This is a genomic window from Streptomyces sp. NBC_00322, assembly GCF_036147535.1.
GTDB lineage: Bacteria > Actinomycetota > Actinomycetes > Streptomycetales > Streptomycetaceae > Streptomyces.
Map to the genome: position 1 here is coordinate 5,599,309 of NZ_CP108019.1, position 21,912 is coordinate 5,621,220.

General features: G+C 69.9%; 20 protein-coding genes and 3 tRNA genes. 11 read left to right on the forward strand and 12 right to left on the reverse strand.

The window, feature by feature from the left end:
* Positions 1 to 311: 311 nt before the first annotated feature.
* Positions 312 to 385, reverse strand: a tRNA-Lys gene (locus OG905_RS25665).
* Between the two features lie 146 nt (positions 386 to 531).
* Between OG905_RS25665 and OG905_RS25670 the strand changes: the two genes are divergently transcribed.
* The 5 genes from OG905_RS25670 to OG905_RS25690 all read left to right on the forward strand — a co-directional run bounded on the left by OG905_RS25670 (position 532) and on the right by OG905_RS25690 (position 5,677).
* On the forward strand, positions 532 to 1,854 hold the full coding sequence (locus tag OG905_RS25670) for a peptidoglycan-binding protein (protein ID WP_328677592.1): 1,323 nt from the start codon (positions 532 to 534) through the stop codon (positions 1,852 to 1,854).
* A gap of 35 nt (positions 1,855 to 1,889) precedes the next feature.
* Positions 1,890 to 3,041: an SPFH domain-containing protein gene (locus tag OG905_RS25675; protein WP_443043989.1), complete on the forward strand. Its 1,152-nt coding sequence runs from the start codon at positions 1,890 to 1,892 to the stop codon at positions 3,039 to 3,041.
* Between the two features lie 121 nt (positions 3,042 to 3,162).
* Positions 3,163 to 3,750: a lytic polysaccharide monooxygenase auxiliary activity family 9 protein gene (locus tag OG905_RS25680; protein ID WP_328677593.1), complete on the forward strand. Its 588-nt coding sequence runs from the start codon at positions 3,163 to 3,165 to the stop codon at positions 3,748 to 3,750.
* Positions 3,751 to 3,776: 26 nt separating this feature from the next.
* Entirely contained in the window at positions 3,777 to 5,459 is a 1,683-nt protein-coding gene (locus tag OG905_RS25685) for an AMP-binding protein (RefSeq protein WP_328677595.1), read from the forward strand.
* A gap of 38 nt (positions 5,460 to 5,497) precedes the next feature.
* Positions 5,498 to 5,677, forward strand: a complete 180-nt coding sequence (locus tag OG905_RS25690) for a hypothetical protein (RefSeq protein WP_328677596.1) — start codon at positions 5,498 to 5,500, stop codon at positions 5,675 to 5,677.
* A gap of 38 nt (positions 5,678 to 5,715) precedes the next feature.
* Here OG905_RS25690 and OG905_RS25695 read toward each other — a convergent pair.
* From OG905_RS25695 to ehuB, 6 genes are all read right to left on the reverse strand, one after another.
* A tRNA-Lys gene (locus OG905_RS25695) sits at positions 5,716 to 5,789 on the reverse strand.
* A 77-nt stretch (positions 5,790 to 5,866) separates the two neighbouring features.
* A complete protein-coding gene (locus OG905_RS25700; protein ID WP_324980305.1) occupies positions 5,867 to 6,625 on the reverse strand; it encodes an IclR family transcriptional regulator in 759 nt (252 codons plus the stop codon).
* A 167-nt stretch (positions 6,626 to 6,792) separates the two neighbouring features.
* A complete protein-coding gene (gene ehuA / locus OG905_RS25705; RefSeq protein WP_328677597.1) occupies positions 6,793 to 7,560 on the reverse strand; it encodes an ectoine/hydroxyectoine ABC transporter ATP-binding protein EhuA in 768 nt (255 codons plus the stop codon).
* Positions 7,550 to 8,200, reverse strand: a complete 651-nt coding sequence (ehuD, locus tag OG905_RS25710) for an ectoine/hydroxyectoine ABC transporter permease subunit EhuD (protein ID WP_328677599.1) — start codon at positions 8,198 to 8,200, stop codon at positions 7,550 to 7,552. The genes ehuA and ehuD overlap by 11 nt, the downstream gene beginning before the upstream one ends.
* On the reverse strand, positions 8,197 to 8,871 hold the full coding sequence (gene ehuC / locus OG905_RS25715) for an ectoine/hydroxyectoine ABC transporter permease subunit EhuC (RefSeq protein ID WP_328677600.1): 675 nt from the start codon (positions 8,869 to 8,871) through the stop codon (positions 8,197 to 8,199). The genes ehuD and ehuC overlap by 4 nt, the downstream gene beginning before the upstream one ends.
* The gene (gene ehuB, locus OG905_RS25720; RefSeq protein WP_328677602.1) at positions 8,868 to 9,749 is read right to left on the reverse strand and encodes an ectoine/hydroxyectoine ABC transporter substrate-binding protein EhuB; all 882 of its coding nucleotides are present in this window, start codon (positions 9,747 to 9,749) and stop codon (positions 8,868 to 8,870) included. Before ehuB ends, ehuC begins: the two co-directional genes overlap by 4 nt.
* 42 nt (positions 9,750 to 9,791) lie before the next feature.
* On the opposite strand from ehuB, the gene OG905_RS25725 reads away from it, so the two are divergent.
* Complete coding sequence (locus OG905_RS25725; RefSeq protein WP_324980290.1) at positions 9,792 to 10,283, forward strand: DUF3830 family protein; 492 nt, start codon at positions 9,792 to 9,794, stop codon at positions 10,281 to 10,283.
* Here the strand turns inward: OG905_RS25725 and OG905_RS25730 are convergent.
* Positions 10,264 to 11,670: an amidase gene (locus OG905_RS25730; RefSeq protein ID WP_328682602.1), complete on the reverse strand. Its 1,407-nt coding sequence runs from the start codon at positions 11,668 to 11,670 to the stop codon at positions 10,264 to 10,266. The genes OG905_RS25725 and OG905_RS25730 overlap by 20 nt on opposite strands.
* Complete coding sequence (locus tag OG905_RS25735; protein WP_328677606.1) at positions 11,654 to 12,616, reverse strand: D-2-hydroxyacid dehydrogenase; 963 nt, start codon at positions 12,614 to 12,616, stop codon at positions 11,654 to 11,656. Before OG905_RS25735 ends, OG905_RS25730 begins: the two co-directional genes overlap by 17 nt.
* A gap of 137 nt (positions 12,617 to 12,753) precedes the next feature.
* Here OG905_RS25735 and OG905_RS25740 point away from each other — a divergent pair, with 137 nt between their 5' ends.
* From OG905_RS25740 to OG905_RS25755, 4 genes are all read left to right on the forward strand, one after another.
* Positions 12,754 to 13,587, forward strand: coding sequence for a maleate cis-trans isomerase family protein (locus OG905_RS25740; RefSeq protein WP_328677608.1), 834 nt, complete (start codon positions 12,754 to 12,756; stop codon positions 13,585 to 13,587).
* Positions 13,584 to 14,324 (forward strand): maleate cis-trans isomerase family protein, encoded by a 741-nt coding sequence (locus OG905_RS25745; RefSeq protein ID WP_328677610.1) that lies wholly within the window; start codon positions 13,584 to 13,586, stop codon positions 14,322 to 14,324. Before OG905_RS25740 ends, OG905_RS25745 begins: the two co-directional genes overlap by 4 nt.
* A gap of 115 nt (positions 14,325 to 14,439) precedes the next feature.
* Positions 14,440 to 15,513 carry an LLM class flavin-dependent oxidoreductase gene (locus OG905_RS25750; RefSeq protein WP_328677612.1) on the forward strand — a complete coding sequence of 358 codons (1,074 nt, stop codon included), beginning with the start codon at positions 14,440 to 14,442 and terminating at the stop codon, positions 15,511 to 15,513.
* 209 nt (positions 15,514 to 15,722) lie between these two features.
* A complete protein-coding gene (locus OG905_RS25755) occupies positions 15,723 to 17,411 on the forward strand; it encodes a glycosyl hydrolase family 18 protein (protein WP_328677613.1) in 1,689 nt (562 codons plus the stop codon).
* A gap of 172 nt (positions 17,412 to 17,583) precedes the next feature.
* Here the strand turns inward: OG905_RS25755 and OG905_RS25760 are convergent, their stop codons facing one another.
* Positions 17,584 to 19,392 carry a putative bifunctional diguanylate cyclase/phosphodiesterase gene (locus OG905_RS25760; protein WP_328677615.1) on the reverse strand — a complete coding sequence of 603 codons (1,809 nt, stop codon included), beginning with the start codon at positions 19,390 to 19,392 and terminating at the stop codon, positions 17,584 to 17,586.
* 363 nt (positions 19,393 to 19,755) lie between these two features.
* Here OG905_RS25760 and OG905_RS25765 point away from each other — a divergent pair, with 363 nt between their 5' ends.
* Entirely contained in the window at positions 19,756 to 21,012 is a 1,257-nt protein-coding gene (locus tag OG905_RS25765) for a M6 family metalloprotease domain-containing protein (protein WP_443043990.1), read from the forward strand.
* A gap of 85 nt (positions 21,013 to 21,097) precedes the next feature.
* On the opposite strand, the gene OG905_RS25770 is transcribed toward OG905_RS25765, so the two are convergent.
* A tRNA-Lys gene (locus tag OG905_RS25770) sits at positions 21,098 to 21,171 on the reverse strand.
* Positions 21,162 to 21,818: a bifunctional DNA primase/polymerase gene (locus OG905_RS25775; protein ID WP_328677620.1), complete on the reverse strand. Its 657-nt coding sequence runs from the start codon at positions 21,816 to 21,818 to the stop codon at positions 21,162 to 21,164. Before OG905_RS25775 ends, OG905_RS25770 begins: the two co-directional genes overlap by 10 nt.
* Positions 21,819 to 21,912: the final 94 nt, after the last annotated feature.

Genomic DNA, 21,912 nt, shown 5'->3' on the forward strand with positions numbered 1-21,912 from the left:
CGCCGGTTGCATCATGCCCGTCACGTGTTCGGACCGTGAACGGGGTCCCCTTCCCCGTACTCCGACAACGGACTGATGCGCCTGTACTACCCCCAACTACGCGAAATGGATGCCCCATTGGAGTCATTGCTTCCAGGATAGGTTCTACGACCCCAGCCATGATCGCAAGGGTGAATGAAGCACCTAAGCGGATAAATGTACGATTTTAGGCACCCTTGTGGGCGAGCGGTGTTCGGGTGCGGGGTGGCCGAAAATGGCCGTAGATACGACCGAGGCCCCCTCACTCGCCGTGAGGGGGCCTCGGTGTTGCGTGCGCCGCCAGGGACTCGAACCCCGGACCCGCTGATTAAGAGTCAGCTGCTCTAACCAACTGAGCTAGCGGCGCCTGCTGACCCAGAGAACTCTACCGGACGGCGAAGGGTGCTACTGGCCATTATCTGATCGTTCCGGCCTGTCGGATCGTCGTTTATTACCGCTACTCCGTCAAAATGCGATCAAACGTGACAGATCGATCAGTGACAGGGGCCACGTATGACCGCGCCGGTATTCGAGGAGTTCGAGCCCACCGCCGACTGCGACTGTGCAGGGTGCGCGCAGCAGCGCCGGGCTCTGGCCGCGGGGGAGCACCCGGCCGCACACGGCTGCCGCCGGGCACTCGTGCTGTTCACGGCGGCGGGTGTGGTCCTGGGCGGCGGCGGAGGAGGAGCAGCAGCAGCGACGGGGACGGCGACGCCCGTCGGGGTCGCCTCCGCGCCCGCCTCCGCGCCGGGGGCGGCCGCTTCCGTCGACGATCCCGAGTCCACCCACGAGCAGGGCGGCACCGCCCCGCTGCACGGCCCCTCCGGCAGACCCACCACCGCCACAGCCTCCGCCCCGCTGCGTCCGGTCACCCGGGCCGAGATCATCAACCGCGCCAAGCAGTGGGTGGCCGCCAAAGTCCCGTACAGCATGGACCAGTACTGGTCGGACGGGTATCGCCAGGACTGCTCGGGCTATGTCTCGATGGCCTGGAACATGGGCAGCAACGAGTGGACCGGGAGCCTCGCGCAGTTCGCCACCCGGATCACGCGCGAGGAGCTGGAGCCCGGAGACATCCTGCTCTTCCACAACCCGGACAATCCGACCACGGGCTCGCACGTCACGATCTTCGGCGGCTGGACCGACTACACGCACACCTATTACGTCGCGTACGAGCAGACGAAGCCGCACACCCGCAAGCAGCCCACGCCCATGGGGTACTGGACCAACGCCGACCGCTATCTGCCCTACCGCTACAACGGCCTCATCACCGGGACGACCACCGCGAGCGGGCCGGTCTCCGCCGATGAGTATCCGGGCGCGACGGCTTTCGGCCCCGGCGCGAACAACGCGTACATCACCAAGCTCGGCGAGATGCTCGCCGAGCGCGGCGGCAAGCACTTCTACACCAAGGGCCCCGGGCCGGTCTGGGGCGAGGCCGACCGGCGGGCCACCGAGGCCTTCCAGCTCGCCCAGGGCTGGCGCGGCCCGGCCGCCGACGGGATGCCGAGCGCGCAGACCTGGCAGCTCCTGGCGACCAAGCAGGGCACGAGCATCCCGGAGGCGGCGCCCGGCCCCGGCGGCACGAGCGCGGCGAAGCCCATGTACCCCGGGTCCCGGCACTTCAGGCCCGGCCGGTCCAGCGCGCATGTCACCCAGCTCGGCCGGAAGCTGGTCGAACTCGGCTTCGGCAAGCACTACACAGCCGCCCCCGGGCCGGTCTGGGACGAGGCGGACCGGCGCAATGTCGAGGCCTTCCAGCGGGCCCAGGGCTGGCGCGGCGCGGCGGCGGACGGATTCCCCGGGCCTGAGACCTGGCGCCGGCTCTTCGCCTGAGACACGCACCGAACCCATCAGTGGAGGCGGCAGTCATGAACACCACGACCTCGGAGCCCGACGGCGAACCGACGTCCGACGGCCCGCGGCACACCCCCGTGATCGCCCAGGAGGCGACCACCGAGATCCCGGTGCATCTCCTCTTCCGTGACGACGACTCCCAGCCGATCGCCCTGCGCTCCGCCGTGGTGGCGCGGCGGCAGGGCACCGGAGAGCAGCCCAAGGTCGGGCGCAGGCCCGCGCCGCCGGCCGCCGTGCCTCTGCGACCCGCGCCGCCCGTCGATCCGGACCTGGGCGAGCGCGCCGCGTCCGCGCTGCCCGGCTGGACCGGTCTGGTCGCGGGCGCGTGCGCGCTCGGCGGGATCGGCGCGGTGCTGTGGGGTGCCGGGGCGGTGCCGGGCCCGGTGGCGCGACTGCTCGGGCTGACCCCGCATCCGTTCCACGGCATCGGGTTCGGACTGTGGTGCCTGCTCACGCTCGGCGTGATCCTGGTGCTCTTCGCCTTCGGCGGGCTCGGGCGCGGACGCGTCGGCCAGGCCTGGGTGCTCACGCTCTTCGGCGACTACTGCGGCAGCGTGCGGCGTACGGGACTGCTGTGGGTGAGCCCGCTGGTGCTGCGTCGGCGCGTGGACGTACGGCTGCGGCACTGGCGCAGCGAACCCATGCCCGCGGTCGACGCGGACGGCACCGCGCTGCGGGTCGTCGTGCTCGTGGTGTGGCGGGTGGCGGACACGGCGCGTGCCGCGCTCGGTGTCGAGGACCACGAGGACTATCTGAGCGAGCAGGTCGAGGCGGCGATGGCGCGGGTGCTCTCGCAGCTGCCCGCCGACGCCTTCCACGAGGAGGCACCCACGCTGCGCGACGCGGAGGCGGTCGGCGACGCGCTGACCCGGATGCTGTCGGCGGACTGCGCGCCGGTGGGGATCGAGGTCTTCTCGGCGCAGCCCACGGGGATCGAGTACGCGCCGGAGGTGGCGGCCGCGATGCAGCGCCGGCGGATCGCGGCGATCGACGCCAAGCACCGTGACAGCGTGCTGACTTCGGTGGTGGACGCGGTGGAGGAGACGGTGAGCAGGCTGACCGCGCGGGGGCTCGTGGAGCTCGACGACTACGAGCGCAAGGCTCTGGTGAAGGACCTCACGATCGCCTTCTACACCGGGCGTTGTGGGGCCGCGGAAGGTACGTGATTGGTCTGGACATGTTCAAGTTCCGTTAATACCCTGGGACTTGGTCTAGACCGGAATACGTACCACCGCACGCGTGCAGCACGGCTCGCCTGAACTCCCCCACGTTCTCCAGGAGCGAAGCATGCGCAAGAAGATAAGCGCGGCCGTGGTCGGTCTCGCCGTAGCGGGCACCACAGTGCTCGCCACCGGCAGCGCCAGCAGCCACGGCTACACCGACTCGCCCATCAGCCGCCAGAAGCTCTGCGCCAACCGCACGGTCGCCGACTGCGGCGAGATCATCTACGAACCCCAGAGCGTCGAAGGCCCCAAGGGCTTCCCGGCCGCGGGCCCGGCCGACGGAACGATCTGCGCCGGTGGCAACAGCCGCTTCTCGCAGCTCGACGACCCGCGTGGCGGCACCTGGCCCACTACCAAGGTCTCCTCGGGCCAGAACTACACCTTCCGGTGGCAGTTCACCGCCATGCACGCGACGACCGACTTCAAGTACTACATCACCAAGAACGGCTGGAACCCGAGCCAGAAGCTCACCCGCGCCTCGCTCGACTCGCAGCCGTTCCTGACGATCCCCTACAACGGCCAGCGCCCGCCGTCCACGCTCAGTCACTCCGGGACGCTGCCCTCGAAGTCCGGCAGGCACGTGATCCTCGCGGTGTGGACGGTGCACGACACCGGCAACGCCTTCTATGCCTGTTCGGACGTTCAGTTCTGACAGATAGTCAGTTACCGTGCGGCGTCATGAGGAACGCGGAAGCATGCACCGTCGCGGAGCTCGTACAGCGCCAATGGGGCGATCATCGGGTGGGCCTGAGAGACCACGGTCACTCGCTCACCCACCACCAGATGGCCGCGGGCGCCGCAGCACGGGCCGCGCTCCTTGTGGACCTGATGCCGCGCGGAGCCGAGCCACACCTCGGGGTACTGCTCGACAACACCCCTGAGTTTCCCCTGTGGCTCAGCGCGGCGGCTCTTGCCGGAGCCGCCGTGGCAGGCATCAACCCGACCCGGCGCGGGCCCGAACTGGCCCGCGACATCCGGCACACCGACTGCCGGGTGCTGGTCACCGAACGCTCCCGCCTTCCCCTCCTCGACGGTCTCGAACTGCCGGGGACACGGGTGCTGGTGACCGATCCCGACGACGCCGACTACGCCGAGCTCCTCGCCCCGTACGCCGCCGCCGTACCGGGCGAGGCCACGCTCGGCCCTGTCGGGCCCGGCAGCCGGCTGCTGCTGTACTTCACCTCCGGGTCGACGGGCGCGCCCAAGGCCGCGATCTGCTCCCAGGGGCGGCTCGCGGCGGCGGGCGCGTCCCTCGTCGCGCACTTCGGCGTGCGCGCGGACGACGTGCACTACATCTGTATGCCGATGTTCCACGGCAACGCCGTCATCGCCGACTGGGCGCCCGCGCTGTCGGCGGGCGCGGCAGTCGCGCTGCGCCGGCGCTTCTCGGCCTCGGGCTTCCTGTCCGACGTACGGGAGTTCGGCGCCACGTACTTCACCTACGTCGGCCGGGCGGTGCAGTACCTGCTGGCCACGCCCGAGCGCGACGACGACCGTTCGCACTCCCTGCGGCTGGGCTTCGGCACCGAGGCGGGCGCGATGGACGCGGCCCGCTTCCAGGCGCGCTTCGGCGTACGCCTCGTCGAGGGCTACGGCTCCTCCGAAGGCGGCGCGGCGATCCAGCGGACCCCCGACACGCCCGTCGGCGCGATAGGCAGGGCCGGTCCCGGCGACGACCTCGCGGTGGTCGACCCCGACACGGGCAAGGAACGGGCGGCCGCGGCGCTGGACGAGGACGGGCGGCTGCTCAACGGGGACGAAGCGATAGGGGAGTTGGTCAACCGCGGCCCGAACCCCTTCGAGGGCTACTGGCGCCACCCCGAGGCGGACGCGGCCCGGACCCGCGGCGGCTGGTACTGGACCGGCGACCTCTTCTTCCGCGACGCGGAGGGCTTCCTGTACTTCGCGGGCCGTACGGACGACCGGCTGCGGGTCGACGGCGAGAACCTCGCCGCCGCGATGATCGAGAATATCCTCGCCCGCTGGGAGCCCGCGGCGGCGGTCGCGGTCTACGCCGTGCCCGACCCGGTGTCGGGCGACCAGGTGATGGCGGCGGTGGCCCTTCGGGACGGGGAGTCCTTCGACCCGGAGGCCTTCGCCGACTTCCTGGCGGCGCAGCCGGACCTGGGCACGAAGATGGCGCCGCGGTTCGTACGGGTGCTGCGGGAGCTGCCGGTGACGGCGACGAACAAGGTTCACCGGATGGGGTTGCGGAGGGTGGGGTTCGGGGGTGGGGACCCGGTGTGGTGGCGGCCGGGGGGCGCGGGGTCGTATCGGTTGCTGGGCGTCCAGGACCGGTCGGCGCTGGAGGCGGAGTACGCGGAGCGGGGGCGGGGTGGGGGAACAGCCCCGGCACGCTGACCGTCGGCGAGCTGTCGGCCGCCTCCGCCGTCGACGAGGTGGCCGCCCTGGGCGCGCCCGGCGCCGTGGACCCCGGCCGACGGCTGGTCACACGCGACCATGTACGGCCCGAGTGGCGGGAGGGACGGCTGGTGCTCACGGTGATGCCCGCGGTGGGCGGCAGCCTGGTGCCGTTCGAGGCTCCCGATCCCACCCCGTGCTGCGCGGATCACACATGAGAAAGCCCCTCGCGTGAGCGAGGGGCTTTCCCTGTCTGTGCGCCGCCAGGGACTCGAACCCCGGACCCGCTGATTAAGAGTCAGCTGCTCTAACCAACTGAGCTAGCGGCGCTTGCTGACGTCGAAAATAATACCTGGTCCGGAGGGGTGCTCCTGACACCCCCCGGGGGCACCCCGCGAGCACACGCCCTAGATCGCCAGCGACAGCACCACCGGCGCCGCCTTGCGGTTCAGCAGGTCGGCCGCCGAGCGCAGTCGGTGGGCGTGCTCGATCGGCATGGACAGCGCCAGGCACCCCACGGCCGAGCCCGCCGTCAGCGGGACCGCCGCGCAGACCGTGCCCACCGCGTACTCCTGGAGGTCCAGCACCGGGACCGTCGGAGGCTGGCTGTCCAGCTTGGAGAAGAGCAGCTTCTCGCTGGTGATCGTCCGCGAGGTCAGGCGGGCGATCTTGTGGCGCGAGAGGTGGTCACGGCGGCCGTTCACATCCAGCTGGGTCAGCAGGCACTTGCCGACCGCGCTCGCGTGCGCCGCCGAGCGGAAGTCCACCCACTCGTTGACCTTCGGGGCGCGCGGGCCGTCCGCGTACTGGGTGATCTTGACCTCGCCGTCGATGTACCGGCTGATGTAGACGGCCGCGCCCACGGAGTCGCGCAGCTCGGTGAGCGTCTCCTGGATCTTCGCCTCCAGCGCCTGCTGGCGGGTGATCCCCGAGCCGAGCAGGATCAGGGAGTCGCCGATCACATAGGCGCCGTCCGCGACCTGTTCCACATAGCCCTCGCGGCGCAGCATCGCCAGCATGGGAGCCAGATGGCCGGTCGGCAGACCTGTCTCGCGTGCGATCTGGACATCGGTGACACCGCCACCGTGCTTCGAGATCGTCTCCAGGACACGCAAGACGTATTGCACCGAGTGGAACGGCGCGGTCGGCTCGGGCTTCAGCGCCACGGTTTCCCCCTACCAGGTTGTTACCGCAAGCTTCCGTACCACGATAGCGGCCAAGAGCCGTTTCCGGGGCGGCTGTTGGCGAGAATGATGGTGCGCCCCAGCCGCATAAGCTGGGGCGCATCCAATTGGCATATGCCAGGGTCACACTTATCGACCCGAGTAAATGGTCAGAGCACCGCACCGAGAAACTCGCGAGTACGTTCCTGCTCCGGATCGGAGAAGATTTTTTCCGGCGATCCGGACTCGATGACCCTGCCCGCGTCGAACATCAGCACCTCGTCGGAGATGTCCCGCGCGAAGTTCATCTCGTGCGTGACACACAGCATCGTGATGTCCGTCGAGCGCGCGATGTCCCGCAGTACGTCCAGCACGCCGGCCACCAGCTCGGGGTCGAGTGCCGAGGTCACCTCGTCGAGGAGCAGCACCTGCGGGCGCATCGCCAGCGCCCGGGCGATCGCCACCCGCTGCTGCTGGCCGCCCGACAGCTGGGTCGGCTTCGCGTCACAGCGGTCGCCGAGGCCGACCAGCTCCAGCAGCTCCTTGGCGCGCACCTCGGCCTCGTCCTTGGACATGCCGAGCACGCGCACGGGAGCCTCGGTGATATTCCGCAGAGCGGTCATATTGGGAAAGAGATTGAACTGCTGGAAGACCATGCCGATCTGCTTGCGCGCTTCCCGCCGCTCCTTCTCGGCGGCCGGAAACAGCCGGTTCCCGTTCACCCGGATCGTGCCCTCGTCGGGCGTCGCCAGCGTCATCAGCAGCCGCAGGATCGTCGTCTTTCCGGAACCCGACGGACCGATCAGCGTGACGTGTTTGCCGGGTTTCACCGAAAAACAGAGGTTGTCGAGGACGGTGTTGTCGCCGAAGCGCTTCGTCACATTCTCGAAGCGGATCAGCTCGGACGTCGTATCGGTGGGAGTGGTGTCAGCGGACAAGACGGCGCTCCAGGGCTCGTACGAGAAGGGAAGCCGGATAGGCGATGAGAATGAAGGCGATGCCGATCACGGTCAGCGGCTCGGTGTACTGGAACGTCGAGGCGCTCTCCAGCCGGGACTCCTGGAGCATCTCCAGGACGCCGATCGCGGCGAGCAGCGGTGTGTCCTTCAGCATCGCGATGACGTAGTTGCCCAGCGCCGGTGTGATGCGCCGGACCGCCTGCGGCAGGATCACCGCGAACCAGGTGCGGTGGGCGGGCAGGCTCAGCGCCGTCGCCGCCTCCCACTGACCGGCCGGCACGGCTTCGATGCCCGCCCGGTAGACCTGCGCGGTGTACGTCGAGTAGTGCAGCCCGATCGCGATCGTTCCCGTGGTCAGCGCCGAGAACTGCACGCCCCACTCCGGCAGTACGAAGTAGAGGAAGAAGAGCTGCACCAGCAGCGGTGTGGTGCGGATGAACTCCGTGATCAGGTTCACCGGCCACCGTACGAAACGGGTGGGCGCGCGGAATCCGATCGCCCAGAGGAGGCCGAGAGTGAAGGAGATCAGCGAGCCGAGCACCAGGATCTGCAGCGTGATCAGCACGCCGTCCCAGAAGCGCGGCATGAAGTCCCAGACGGCGGACCAGTCCCAGTTCACTTCGCGCCACCTCCCGAGACCGCGACGCCGATATTCCTCTTGGTCTTCGTCTCAAGGGCCTTCATGGAGCGTGTGATGACGAAGGCGAGCACGAAGTAGATGACCAGGCTGACGGTGTAGATCTGTGCGCTCTCCTGGGTCGCGAGCCGCACCAGGTACGCCGCGAAGGAGACGTCGCCCACCCCGAGCAGCGACACCAGCGCCGTGCCCTTGAGCAGTTCCACCAGCAGATTGCAGAACGGCGGGATCATCTCCGGCACCGCCTGCGGCAGCAGGATCAGCCGCATCCGCTGCCAGGGCGAGAAGCTGAGCGCGACGCCGGCCTCGCGCTGGGCCGGCGCCACCGAGTTCAGCGCGCCGCGCACGATCTCCGCGCCGTACGCGCCGTAGGAGAGGCCAAGTGCCAGCACCGCGGCCCACATCGGGACGAGCTGCCAGCCCAGCAGCGGAGGCAGCACGAAGAAGAGCCAGAACATCAGGACCAGCGCGGACGTGCCGCGGAAGATCTCGGTGTAGAAGCCCGCCAGGAAGCGGACGAAGGGGGAGCGGTGGGTGCGGGCCATACCGACGGCGAAGGCGACGAAACCGGCCAGCACCGCGCTGTACACCAGCAGTTGGACGGTGATCCAGATGCCCGGAAGTACCCAGTTCTGCCAGAGTCCGGCTGTCATCGGCACAGCTCCTCGGCAGTGAGAGCGGTCATCTCGTTCTTGGTGAAGCCGAACGGCCGCAGTATGCGGAAGAGCTCGCCGCTCTTCTTCATCTTGTGTATCTCGACGTTGAACGCGTCGCGCAGCTCGGTGTCGGTGGGACGGAAGGCGAAGCCGCCGCCGTCGATCTTCTTCTCGCCGTCCACGACGGCCGCGAACGGCTCGGTCGCCTCTGCCTTCCGGCTCTTCTTCACCACCTCGCGGGTGGTCAGCGCGGTGCCCGCGAAGACGTCGACCCGGCCCGACTCGACGGCGTTCAGGCCCGCCACCTGGTCCTGGAGGATGACGATGTCCTTCTCCGGATAGCCGGCGGCGACCGCGTAGTCGATCTCCGCATAGCCGGTGCCGGTGGCGAACTTCGCCTTCGCCTTCACCACGTCCTCGTAGGTGTGCAGGTTCTTGGGATTGCCCTTGCGCACGATGAAAGCGTCGAGCATCTGGTACTCGGGGTCGGCGAAGATGACCTGCTCGCAGCGCTCCTTGTTGATGTACATCCCGGCCGAGACGACGTCGAACTGCTGCGAGTTGAGCCCGGGTATGAGGGAGGCGAAGTCCGTGGCGACCGGCTGGACACTGTCGATCCCCAGCCGTTTGAAGATCACCCGGGCCAGCTCCGGAGCCTCCCCGGTGAACTCGCCCTGGTCGTCGACATACCCGTAGGGCACCTCGCCGGCGATGCCCAGGCGCACCGTGCGCTGGGACTTGAGCCGGGCCAGCGCGTCACCCGAGGGCACCCGGCTGCAGCCCGCCGCGCTCGCGGCGCCGAGGGCACCGGCGGCAGCGGTGCCGAGCAGCACTGTGCGTCTGCGAATCGATCCTGTCAGTCTTGTACGAGCCATGGGCGCGCGGCTACCCGGCTCCCGGCTGGGTATGCGTACGAAATGGCCGACCGATATGTGACCGTAGCCCTCGACAAGCGCGGTGTGCGTTGCACCGCGAAGCTCCTCGACGACAAGGCCCCGCTCGCCTGCGCGGCCGTGTGGGACGCGCTGCCCCTCGCGGGGGACGTGTACCACGCGAAGTACGCCCGCAATGAGATCTACGCCCTGTTCCCGGCGTTCGCGGAACAGGAGCCACCGCTGGAGAACCCGACGGTGACCCCGATTCCGGGTGATCTGTGCTATTTCACCTTCAGCGGTACGGAGTTGAGCACGGCGGCGTACGGATACGACCGCGACGTCTCCCGCCCGGTGACGGTCGACCTGGCGCTGTTCTACGAGCGGAACAACCTGCTGCTGAACGGCGACACCGGGTGGGTGCCGGGCATCGTCTGGGGCACGGTGGTGGACGGCCTGGACCGGATGGCGGACGCGTGCCAGGACCTGTGGCGCGCGGGCGCGCTGGGCGAGACGCTCAGCTTCCGGCGAGCGTAGGCCCGGGAATCGCCGCCGCACCCGACTCGTACAGCGCGTGCGCCGCCCGCAGGACCACCGCGTCCGCGTGTCGCGGGCCGATCAGCTGGACGCCGATCGGGAGCCCGTCCTCGTCGAGCCCGCACGGCACCGTCGCGGCGGGCTGCTGCGTCATGTTGAAGGGGTACGTGAACGGCGTCCACCCCGTCCAGCGGTGGTGCGCCGAGTGCGCCGGGACCTCCGGGCCCGCCTCGAACGCCGTGATCGGCAGGGTCGGGGTGACCAGCAGGTCGTAGGAGGTGTGGAAGCGGCCCATCCGCCTGCCCAGCGCCATGCGGGTGTCCACGGCCGCCAGGTACTCCAGCGCGCTGTACCGCGCGCCGTGCCCGGCGATCTCCCGCAGTCCCGGGTCCAGCAGCTCGCGCTGGCGGGGCCCGTAGGGCTGGAGCAGCCGGGCCGCGCCGCTGAACCACAGGGTGTGGAAGGACTCCACCGGGTCGGCGATGTCGGGGTCGGACTCCTCGATGTACGCGCCGAGTTCGGCGAGCGCCCCCACCGCCCGCCGTACCGCGGACGCCACAGCCGGGCGTACCGCCACCTGTCCGCCGAAGGACGGCGAGTAGGCGATGCGCAGCCCCTTCACGCCCTGCGCGAGTGTGCCGCGCACGCCCGCCGCCGGGCCCAGATGGGACCAGTCCCGCCAGTCCTCGCCGCTGATGACGTCGAGCATCAGCGCGGCGTCCGCGGCGTCGCGGGTCATCGGGCCCGCGTGCGAGAGCGTCCCGAAGGGGCTCGACGGGTACAACGGCACGCGCCCGTACGTCGGCTTCAGCCCGAAGACGCCGCAGAAGGACGCGGGGATGCGGATCGAGCCGCCGCCGTCCGTGCCGATCGAGAGCGCACCCGCGCCGAGCGCGACAGCCGCGGCGCTGCCGCCGCTGGAACCACCCGAAGTGCGCGCCGGATCGTACGGATTGCCCGTCACCCCGTGCCGCGGGGAGTCGGTGACCCCCTTCCAGCCGAACTCGGGGGTCGTCGTCTTGCCCAGGAAGACCGCGCCATGTGCCCGCAGCCGTGCGACGGACGGCGCGTCCTCGTCCCAACTCCCCTGTTCGGAGACGTTCTTGGAGCCGCGCAGCGTCGGCCCTCCGCGCTGCAGCAGCAGGTCCTTGACGGTCACCGGAACCCCGTCGAGCAGCCCCTGGGGCTCCCCCCGGTGCCAGCGCCCGGCGGACGCGCGCGCCTGGGCCAGTGCCTGTTCGGCGTCGACCCGGACGAAGGCATTCACCAGCGGTTGCACCACCTCGATCCGCTCCAGCGCCGCGCGGGTCGCGTCGACGGGTGTGAAGTCGCCTTTTTCGTAGCCGGCCAGGAGCTGGTGGGCGGTGAGGTCAGTCAGCGGAGACATCATGCATGGGGACGTACCCACGTTTCTTGTCGACCACGTTCGGGAACGGCTTTCCGGCCTCCCACAATTCGTACAGCTCCACGAACTGCTCCCCGAGCCGGTCGCGCCAGCCGACCGTGTCGCCGCTCATGTGCGGCGAGACGATCAGCCCCGGCACGTCCCAGAGCGGGCTGTCGGGCGTGAGCGGCTCCGAGGCGAAGACATCGAGTGCCGCGCCCGCGAGCCACCGCTTGTTCAGCGCGGCCACCAGATCGTCCTCGACGACCAGCGGCCCGCGCCCGACATTGATGAACCGCGCCGACGGCTGCATCAGACCGAAGCGCCGCGCGCCGAACATCCCGCGCGTCGCGTCGGTGAGCGGCGCGGCGCACACCACCCAGTCGGCGCGGGCGAGCAGCGGATCCAGGTCCTGGGCGCCATGGATGCCGGCGCGCTCGGTACGGCCCACGACCGCCACGGTGACACCCAGTGCCTCCAGGGTGCCGGCCACGGCCCGGCCGATGGGGCCCGCGCCGACGACGGTGGCCCGGGTGCCCGCGACCCGCAGGCCCTCGCGATGGCGCCAGCGCCGCTGCCGCTGGAGTTCCAGGGTGCCGGGGAGGTCCTTCGCCATGGCCAGGACCAGACCGGCGACGTATTCGGCGATGGGCTCCTCGAAGACTCCTCGCGCATTGGTGACGACGGTGTCGGAAGCGATCAGTTCCGGGCAGAGCAGCCGGTCGACGCCCGCGCTCGGGGTGTGCACCCAGCGCGGACGCGGACCCTCGCCCGGCCAGGCGGCGCGTACCGCCTCGGAGGTGAAGTCCCACACCAACAGCACGTCGGCGTACGGAAGTTGACCGGCCAGGGTCTGCTCGTCGGCGTACTGGACGTGGACCCGTCCGGCCAGTCGGCCGAGACGGGGCTCAGGGTCGGCAGCAAGCACCAGAAGAGTGGGTTCGGACATCAAGCGGAAGCCGTTTCGACGGGGGCACCTCCCGTGCCCGAAGGGTTTACGGGGGAGTCTGACATGTACGGATTGACCACGCTCGCACCCGAACCTAACGTCGTCAACAACGGGCCAGAGCCATAAGGGGGCCTGCTATGGATGTCTCCTTCCTCGGCGGACCACAGCCCCAGCACGGTGTCGGCGTGGTCGCCCCTTTCGACTTCGCGCTGGACCGTGAGCTGTGGCGCTGGGTCCCCGACGATGTCTCTCTGCGGCTCACCCGTACGCCCTACGTGCCCGTCGAGGTCTCCCTCGATCTCGCGCGCCTGGTGAGCGAGCACGAGACACTGCGCGACGCGGTACGGGCGCTGAGCGCATCCGAGCCCGAGGTGATCGCCTACGCCTGCACATCGGGGAGTTTCGTCGGCGGTCTCGCCGGTGAGCGGGCCATGTGCGAGGCGATGACCGCGGCGGGGGAGGTGCCCTCGCTGACCACCTCCGGCGCCCTGCTCGAAGCACTCGACGAGCTGGGCGTCGGCCGTATCGCCCTGGTCACGCCGTACACGGAATCGGTCACCGAGGCGCTGGAGGAGTATCTCGGCGAAGCCGGGGCAACCGTCACCGGACGCGCTTTTCTCGGGCTGACCCGGCACATCTGGAAGGTGCCGTACCGGTCGGTGGTGGACATGGCGCGCCAAGCGGTGGTGGGCGCGGCCGACGCGCTCTTCATCAGCTGCACCAATCTGCCGACGTACGACGCGATCCCGCAGCTGGAGGCCGAACTGAGGATGCCGGTGCTCTCCGCGAATCAGGTGACGATGTGGTCGGCGCTGCGCCGGATCGGCGTGCATGCGGTAGGTCCCTATCAGGGCCTGCTGCTTCAGCCGGAGGCTCAGGCGGACGTGCCACCCGCACCCCAGGCCCCGCCCGCAGAGCCCGCTCAGCCGGCTCAGCCCGCTGGGCCCGAAGACCAGGAAGGCTGGACATGACCACGGTCGGACTCCTCTACCCCGGCCACTCCGCCGAGGACGACTACCCCCGGCTCGAGGTGCTGCTCGACAGCGACATCAGACTGCCCGTCGTCCACACCGACATCGGCGAGGACGCGCACCGCGTCGACGCGCTGCTGCGGATGGGCGCGGCGGACCGGCTCGCGGCTCGGGTGGAGCAGCTGCGGCTGGAGGGTGCGGAGTCGGTGGTGTGGGCGTGCACCAGCGGGAGCTTCGTGTACGGCTGGGAGGGTGCGCACGAGCAGATCCGCTCGCTCGCCCTGGCGGCGGGGATGCCCGCGTCGAGCACGTCCTTCGGCTTCGCGCACGCCCTGCGGGAGCTGGGCGCTCTGCGCGTCGCGGTCGCCGCGACCTATCCGGAGGACATCACGGCCCTGTTCACCGCCTTCCTCAAGGCGTCCGGGGCCGAGGTCGTGGCCGACCGGGCGAGCGGGATCGTCACGGCGGCCGAGGTGGGCACCTGGGGCCGGGAGGAGGTACTGGAGCTGGCGCGTGCGGGGGACCACCCCGACGCCGAGGTCGTCCTGCTGCCGGACACCGCCCTGCACACGGCGGCGTATCTCGCCGATCTGGAGGAGGCCGTGGGCAAGCCGGTGCTCACGGCGAACCAGGTGACCGTGTGGGAGGGGCTGCGGCTGGCGGAGCGCAGGGCGTGGGTGTACGGCCCGAAGCTCGGCACGCTCTTCCAGAAGCTGGAGTTCGAGCACCCCGAATAGTTCGAGGACCCGGAATGGTCCGGGCACCCCGAGCAGTCCGGGCACCCGGAATAAACGGAGAGGCCCTCCTGTTTGACTGCGCTGTACCTATTTTCATGCGCAGGAGGACCCACCGGTGGACGAGATTCGAGGCACGGCGATCGGCACCGCACCCGTACCGCTGTCGGTACTGGACCTGGTGACGGTCGGCGTCGGCCGCACCGCGAGCGACGCGCTGCGCACCAGCGTGGACATCTCCCGACTCGCCGAGAGCCGCGGCTTCCACCGCCACTGGGTCGCCGAGCACCACTCCATGCCCGGCGTCGCCTCGTCCTCCCCGGCCGTGATCCTCGCCCATCTCGCCGCCCACACCGAGCGGATCCGCCTCGGTTCGGGCGGCGTGATGCTCCCGAACCACGCGCCGCTGGTGATCGCCGAGCAGTTCGGCACCCTGGAGGCCCTCGCGCCGGGCCGTGTCGATCTGGGTCTTGGCCGGGCACCCGGCACGGACGGCGCGACCGCGGCGGCACTGCGCCGTACCGAGCGGCTGAACGAGGGCGCGGACGACTTCCCGCAGCAACTCGCCGAACTCACCCGCTTCCTGGACGACGACTTCCCCGACGGCCATCCCTACGCCCGAATCCACGCCGTCCCCGGCCCCGTGCAGGGCCCCTCCAGCCGGCCGCCGATCTGGCTGCTCGGCTCCTCCGGCTTCAGCGCCCGGCTGGCCGGAGTGCTCGGACTGCCCTTCGCCTTCGCCCACCACTTCTCGGCCCAGAACACGATTCCGGCGCTCGACCTGTACCGCGAGTCCTTCCGGCCGTCCGCGGTGCTGGATGCCCCGTACGCCCTGATCGGCGTCTCCGCGCTCGCATCGGACGACGAGAAGGAGGCACGCCGCCAGGTCCTGACGGGCGCGCTGTCCATGGTCCGGCTGCGCACCGGCCGCCCCGGTCTGATCCCGACGCCCGACGAGGCGGCGGCGTATGAATTCAGCCCCATGGAGCGGGAGTTCGTCGACAGCTGGCTGGTGAATGTCATTCACGGCACGCCGGACGCGGTACGCACGGGCCTGGACGACCTCCAGAAGCGCACGGGGGCCGACGAGTTGATGATCACGGCCAATGCGCATGGCGCCGACGTGCGGCTGCGTTCGTACGAACTGATCGCGGACGCCTACGATCTGCCGCGTGGAGTGGTTCATTCCTGAACCGCCTGCTCCGATGGCCTTAAGGCAGTCCTAAAACCGCTCGTCACTGATGGTGGCGAGCGGTTCCTTGTTGGGGGTGCACCTGCTTGACGAGGGGTTTCTCGCGGAAATTGGTCTAGTCCTCATTTGGTTCAGACCATTGACGGGGGTGGCCGGATCGCTATCTCTTCTCCAACTCCCGTTCCGCACACCCCCCTCGGAGGAAGCCCGTGCGCTCCCGCAGACTCTTGATCGCCGCGCTCACAAGCGCCGCGCTCGCCGCAGGCGCCCTCGCCGCGTCCGTCGGCCTCGGCTCGGCCCAGGCGGCGGATGCCGCCGCGTCCTCGTCCGGCGGGGTGAAGATCGCGTACTACGACCAGTGGAGCGTGTACGGCAACGCCTTCTACCCCAAGCACCTGGACACCCGCGGCATCGCGGGCAAGCTCGATGTCATCAACTACTCCTTCGGCAATATCCACCCCACCGACCTGACCTGCTTCGAGGCGAACAAGGCCGCGGGCGACGACGCCAACCCCAACGCCGGTGACGGCGCGGGCGATTCGTACGCCGACTACCAGAGGTCCTTCGCGGCGGCGGACAGCGTCGACGGCGTGGCCGACACCTGGAACCAGCCGATCGTGGGCGTCTTCAACCAGTTCAAGGAGCTGAAGGCGAAGTACCCCAAGCTGAAGATCAATATCTCGCTGGGCGGCTGGACGTACTCCAAGTACTTCCACGACGCGGCCCTGACGGACGCGAGCCGCAAGAAGTTCGTGGCCTCCTGCGTCAAGCAGTACATCGCGGGCGACCTGCCCGTCGAGGGCGGCTACGGAGGCGCGGGCACCGCCGCCGGGATCTTCGACGGCATCGACATCGACTGGGAGTACCCGGGCTCGGAGAACGGCCACCTCGGCAACCACTACGGGCCCGAGGACAAGGCCAACTTCACGCTCCTGCTGGCCGAGTTCCGCAAGCAGCTCGACGAGTACGGCGCGGCGCACGGCGGCAAGAAGTACCTGCTGACGGCGGCGCTCCCGGCCGGCCAGGACAAGATCAAGAACATCGAGACCGACAAGATCGGCGCGTATCTCGACTACGCGAACATCATGACGTACGACATGCACGGCGCCTGGGACGCGGACGGCCCGACGTACCACCAGTCGCCGCTGTACTCCCCGGCGTCCGACCCGACGGACCCGATAGCCCCGGGCACGCAGAAGTACTCGATCGACAACGCGATCGACGCGTGGCTGGACGGGAACACGGCGTACGGCATCGCGGGCGGTTTCCCGGCGGACAAGCTGACGCTCGGCTACGAGTTCTACTACCGCGGCTGGAAGGGCGTCCCCGCGGGCGCGAAGAACGGCCTCGCCCAGTCCGCGGCCGGCGCGTCGACGGCCCGACCGGTGAGCCAGCAGGCGGGCATCGCGCATTACAAGGAGCTCGGCGGGATCGTCGACAACGCGGCGACGACGTTCTGGGACGACGAGGCGAAGGCGGCGTACTTCTACAAGGACGGCGAGTTCTTCACCGGCCTCGACAAGCGCGCGATCCAGGCGCGTGCGGACTACGCGCACAGCCGTGGCCTGGCGGGCGCCATGATGTACTCGCTGCTCGGCCTGGACGCCAACACGACACTGCTGAACGACATCGTGACGGCGGTCGGCGGCTCCCCGACCCCGGACCCGACCCCGACGCCGAGTCCGACGCCCTCTGCGAGCGACCCGACCCCCTCTCCGTCCCCGAGCACGCCGCAGACCGGCTGCACGGCGGCGGCCTGGTCCGGCACGGCGGTCTACACGGGCGGCGGCCTGGTCTCGCACAAGGGCCACACCTGGAAGGCGCAGTGGTGGACGCAGGGCGAGGAGCCGGGCACGACGGGCGAATGGGGAGTCTGGCGCGACCAGGGCGCGTGCTGATGTAACCCGGGGCTGAATGTGCGGTCGAGCCGCACATTCAGCCTGTCCGGCGTTTGAGGACATGCGGCCGAAGGTCGCATACGGGGGGTCTGGGGGCTTGCCCCCAGTTCGGGAAGGGGCGGGGTCGGGGACAAGGCCCGCCGCAGGCGCACCAGCCCGCACCATCGCCCGCTCAAACAGGCAGCGCCGCCGCCCCGATCAGCTCCGCAATCCGCTCCGCCGTCACCGCCCGCGAATACAGCCACCCCTGCCCCGTGTCGCACCCGATCCGCCGCAGCCGCGACGCCTGCCCCGCCGTCTCCACGCATTCCGCCGTGACCGTCAGCCCCAGCCGGTGCGCCAGTTGGACCATCGCCTCGACGATCGTCTCGTCCGCCGGGTTCGGGTGCGCCTCGTCCTGGAAGCCGCGGACAAACGATCCGTCGAGCTTCAGTACGGATACGGGCAGCCGGCTCAGGTACGCCAGGTTCGAGTAGCCCGTCCCGAAGTCGTCGATCGCGATCTGCACGCCCATGTCGCTCAGCGCCTGCAGTGCCTGGAGCGGGCGGCCCGCAGAGCCCATCACCGCCGATTCGGTGAGCTCCAGCTGCAGCAGTTGCGGCGCGAGTCCCGTCTCGGCCAGGATGCCCGCCACGTCGGCGACCAGGTCGGAGTCCCAGACCTGCCGCACGGCGACGTTGACGCTCACGAACAGCGGCGGCGCCTCGGGGTGCTCCTTCTGCCACTGGCGGGCCTGGCGGCACGCCGTACGCAGGACCCACCGCCCGAGCTGGACGATCGAGCCGTCCTCTTCAGCAATTCCGATGAACCGATTCGGCGCCAGTGTGCCGAACTGTGGATGATTCCATCGCACGAGCGCCTCGACGCCCCGCGTGACCCCGTCCGCCATCCCCACCAGCGGCTGGTACTCCAGCGTGAACTCCCCGCGTTCCACAGCCGGCCGCAGTGTCGACGAGAGCGCCTGACGGGTCATCCGGTGCGCGTTGCGCTCGGGGTCGAAGAGGGTCCAGCGGGCCTTGCCGTCCGCCTTCGCCCAGTAGAGCGTGGTGTCCGCGGCCTGCATCAGGCCGGTGGCCGTGGTCCCCGAGACCGACCGTTCCACCACGCCGATCGACGCCGAGACCGAGAGCCGCTGCCCGGCCAGGTCGAACGGCTGCTGTAACGCGGCCAGTACGCACCGCGCCAGATCGGCGAGTTGTTCCGTACCGGTGGAGTCCTCGACGAGGATCGCGAACTCGTCGCCGCCCAGCCGCGCCACCAAGTGCCCGCCGCTGCGCGTATAGCCGTCGCTGTCCGCGCACTCGGTCAGCCGAGCGGCGACCGCCGCGAGGAGCCGGTCGCCGACCCGGTGCCCGAGCGTGTCGTTGACCGCCTTGAAGCCGTCGAGGTCGAGATAGCAGAGGCCGATCCGCCCGGTCGAGCCGTGGTCGTACGCCGATGATTCGAGCGCCGCCGACAGCCGCTCGAAGAACAGCGTGCGGTTGGGCAGCCGCGTCACGGCGTCGTGCATCTGGAGATGGCGCAGCCGGGCCTGGAGCTCGCGGCGGTCGCTGATGTCCGTGATGGACAGCAGCACGTTGCGGCTGTCGGGCACGGGCGCCACCGTCACCTCGGCCCACAGCGCGTGCCCGTCGGGGTGCTTGAGGCGGCGCGTACAGCGGAAGCGGGACCGTCGGCCACGCAGCACTTCGCGGTACGCGTGCCAGGTGCGGCGGTCCGACGCCAGGTCCACGAGATCAGCGGCGAACTGTTCCCGCAGGGTCACGGGTTCGGTGCCCAGCAGCGTGGCGAGTGCCGCGTTCGCTGTGACGACGAGGCCTTCGTTGTCGACGACCGCCATCGCGAGATGGGCGGCGTTGAACGCGGCCCAGTGGTCACGCAGTTCCGCCGCGCCGACAGTGTGACGCTCCGTGACCGACGGCCGGACATTCCCGGGGACTGCGACTCCCGCGGGCCCTGTTCCTTCGGAGGTTCCGCTCACCGCTCGCTCCCGCAGTGCAGTTGTGTCGTCCAGGGTCGTACAGATGTGGTCGGGAAGAGGTCGGGAAAGTGAGCCGATCATAGAGCCAGGCGCCTGGGCCGTTCCAGCGACGAGGCCCGCGAGCAGTCCCCTCCACGCCTTCGGCCGATCGTCTCTGCGCAGGCCTGCACAGGTCCTGGCCGGGTCCGATTCCGTTCTGACCGAATGTGACGTTGTGTGAGCCATCGGAGTGTCGCCGGGTCTCGGGTCGATGTCGGGCCGGTGTCGGGTCGGTCACCCGGGTGGGGCAGCGGAACAGGGCGTACTACCGCAAACAAGCACAAGGTGGTTGAGGTGTCGCGCATTCCGTAGCCGGAGGTCCACGTGGAGGGTCAGCAGTCATCCGAGGGAACACCCGAGGGAGTGGAACGCGTACGTCTGCGCAGTGCCGCCGCCGCGCTCACATCCCTCATGGCGCTCGCCGCCACATCCTTGGTCGCCGGCCCCGCGGTGGCATCCACCACGTCGGGCCCCTGCGCCCTTCCCCGCACCGAGGCGCACCACTCCCTGGGCGTGGACACCTGGAACGCTACGTATCCGCGCCCGGCCCGGACCCTGAACGCGGTCGTGATCTTCGTGTCGTTCCCGGACCATGTGCCGGCGAACGCGCCGGAGGAGCTCGCCGCCGACCACTTCCCGGCCACCAGCACGTTCTTCACGCGCGCCTCCTACGGCAGGTTCTCGCTGCGGGCCGATCCGCAGCACCAGTGGGTGAAGATGCCGAAGGCCTCGACGGAGTACGGGATACGACGCGACTGGCGGTCCGAGCAGCGGAGCGCCTATCTGGGCGACGCGCTCGATGCCGCCGACGCGGGCGTGGACTTCTCGCGCTACGACATCGTCTATCTGGTCGCCGACCCGGACGCGCCCGGCGTGGACTCCGACGCTACGAAGGTCGTCAACCTCGACCAGCCGCTGCACGCCGACGGCACCGACATCGAACGAGTCGTCACCGTCTTCGAACACCATCCCCCGGACCGCAATGTGCTGGCCCACGAGACCGGGCACGTCTTCGATCTGCCGGACCTCTACCACCGGCCGGTGGACGGACAGGGTGACTGGGACACGTATGTCGGCGACTGGGATGTGATGGGCAGCCAGTTCGGGATGTCGCCGGACCTCTTCGGCTGGCACAAGTGGAAGCTGGGCTGGCTGGACCGGCAGGCCGTGCGGTGCGTCACCAGGACGGGGCTGATCACGCTGGAGCCGATCTCCGCCGCGCCGGCGCCGGGCGCGAGCCTCGGCACCCGGCTCGCGGTCGTACGGACCGGCGAGGACACGGCGCTCGCGATCGAGGCGCGCAGCGCGACGGGCAATGACGAGACGACCTGCACGGAGGGCGTGCTGATCTACCGCGTCCAGTCCGACGCTGACTCGGGTGGCGGCCCGGTCGAGGTCGTCGACACGCACCCGGAGACGGAGGCGTGCTGGGACGAGTCGGTGTACCCGCCGCTCGCGGACGCGCCGCTGGGGGTCGGTGAGACGTTCACGATGCCGGGGGCGCCGGGGGAGCGGACGCGGGTGGAGGTGGCGGACCGTACGCGCGCGGGCGCATGGACGGTCCGGATCTCGACGGTGTAACCACCGGGGCTCTGCGGCCCCGATTGGGTGGCTTCCCGGGCGCACGAAAAGGCCCCCCGCTTCCGCGAGGGGCCTTTTCCGTCTGTGCGCCGCCAGGGACTCGAACCCCGGACCCGCTGATTAAGAGTCAGCTGCTCTAACCAACTGAGCTAGCGGCGCCTGCCGACGTCGTAGACCTTAGCATCCTGATCGGCGGGAGGAAAAATCGATACTCGGACGCTCGGCGACGGGGTCGCGCGGGCCGCCCGCACGCATGCCCAGAGCACCACCTCGGGCCCCGGCAGCCAGGGGTGCAGGGTGTCGGGAGCCACCAGCCAGCGCGGCCCGGATGCCCTCTGGTCCTGGGTCAGCGGCGGGACGGTCACCGCGTCGCCGACGCCGTGGCAGAACATCGGCGGCACGGCCTCGCCCCACTCCTCCCAGTCGAGCAGGGACGGCAGCCGCTGGGCGGTGCCGGGGGCGGTGAAAAGCAGCATCCGGCCGCGGTGCATGGCGACGGGGCCGGAGCCGGGTCCCTCCTCCCACAGCCGGTCGAGCATCCGGCGGCCGAAGATCGCGGGCACGTTCACGACGTCGAAGACCGAGCCGCAGGGGAGTACGGCGGGGGCGGTCGGGCGGGTCTCCCAGAGTGCGAGCATCGAGCGCGGATGGGCGCCGGCGGAGGTGAGCCAGCTGCCGCCGGGGGTTGTGACATGGGCGGAGTGGTGTCCGCCCTCCTCCCTGAGGAAGGCGAAGATGTCGGTCCGGCGCTCGTCGTCACGGGCACCGGGGTTCAGCAGGGAGTCGTCTCGCAGCCATGCGCTCATGGAACAAGATCTACCCGGAGTGACCGTTCCGTTTCTGAGAGTTGCCGGAAACGGGGACAGGGCGGGGCGGGTAGGAGTATCTTGCGCACCGGCA

Bases quoted from the DNA above. Each gene is read 5' to 3' on its own strand.
- OG905_RS25670 (WP_328677592.1), top strand. From the start codon at position 532: ATGACCGCGCCGGTATTCGAGGAGTTCGAGCCCACCGCCGACTGCGAC.
- OG905_RS25675 (WP_443043989.1), top strand. From the start codon at position 1,890: ATGAACACCACGACCTCGGAGCCCGACGGCGAACCGACGTCCGACGGC.
- OG905_RS25680 (WP_328677593.1), top strand. From the start codon at position 3,163: ATGCGCAAGAAGATAAGCGCGGCCGTGGTCGGTCTCGCCGTAGCGGGC.
- OG905_RS25685 (WP_328677595.1), top strand. From the start codon at position 3,777: ATGAGGAACGCGGAAGCATGCACCGTCGCGGAGCTCGTACAGCGCCAA.
- ehuC (WP_328677600.1), bottom strand. From the start codon at position 8,871: ATGACAGCCGGACTCTGGCAGAACTGGGTACTTCCGGGCATCTGGATC.
- ehuB (WP_328677602.1), bottom strand. From the start codon at position 9,749: ATGGCTCGTACAAGACTGACAGGATCGATTCGCAGACGCACAGTGCTG.
- OG905_RS25725 (WP_324980290.1), top strand. From the start codon at position 9,792: ATGGCCGACCGATATGTGACCGTAGCCCTCGACAAGCGCGGTGTGCGT.
- OG905_RS25730 (WP_328682602.1), bottom strand. From the start codon at position 11,670: ATGTCTCCGCTGACTGACCTCACCGCCCACCAGCTCCTGGCCGGCTAC.
- OG905_RS25735 (WP_328677606.1), bottom strand. From the start codon at position 12,616: ATGTCCGAACCCACTCTTCTGGTGCTTGCTGCCGACCCTGAGCCCCGT.
- OG905_RS25740 (WP_328677608.1), top strand. From the start codon at position 12,754: ATGGATGTCTCCTTCCTCGGCGGACCACAGCCCCAGCACGGTGTCGGC.
- OG905_RS25745 (WP_328677610.1), top strand. From the start codon at position 13,584: ATGACCACGGTCGGACTCCTCTACCCCGGCCACTCCGCCGAGGACGAC.
- OG905_RS25775 (WP_328677620.1), bottom strand. From the start codon at position 21,818: ATGAGCGCATGGCTGCGAGACGACTCCCTGCTGAACCCCGGTGCCCGT.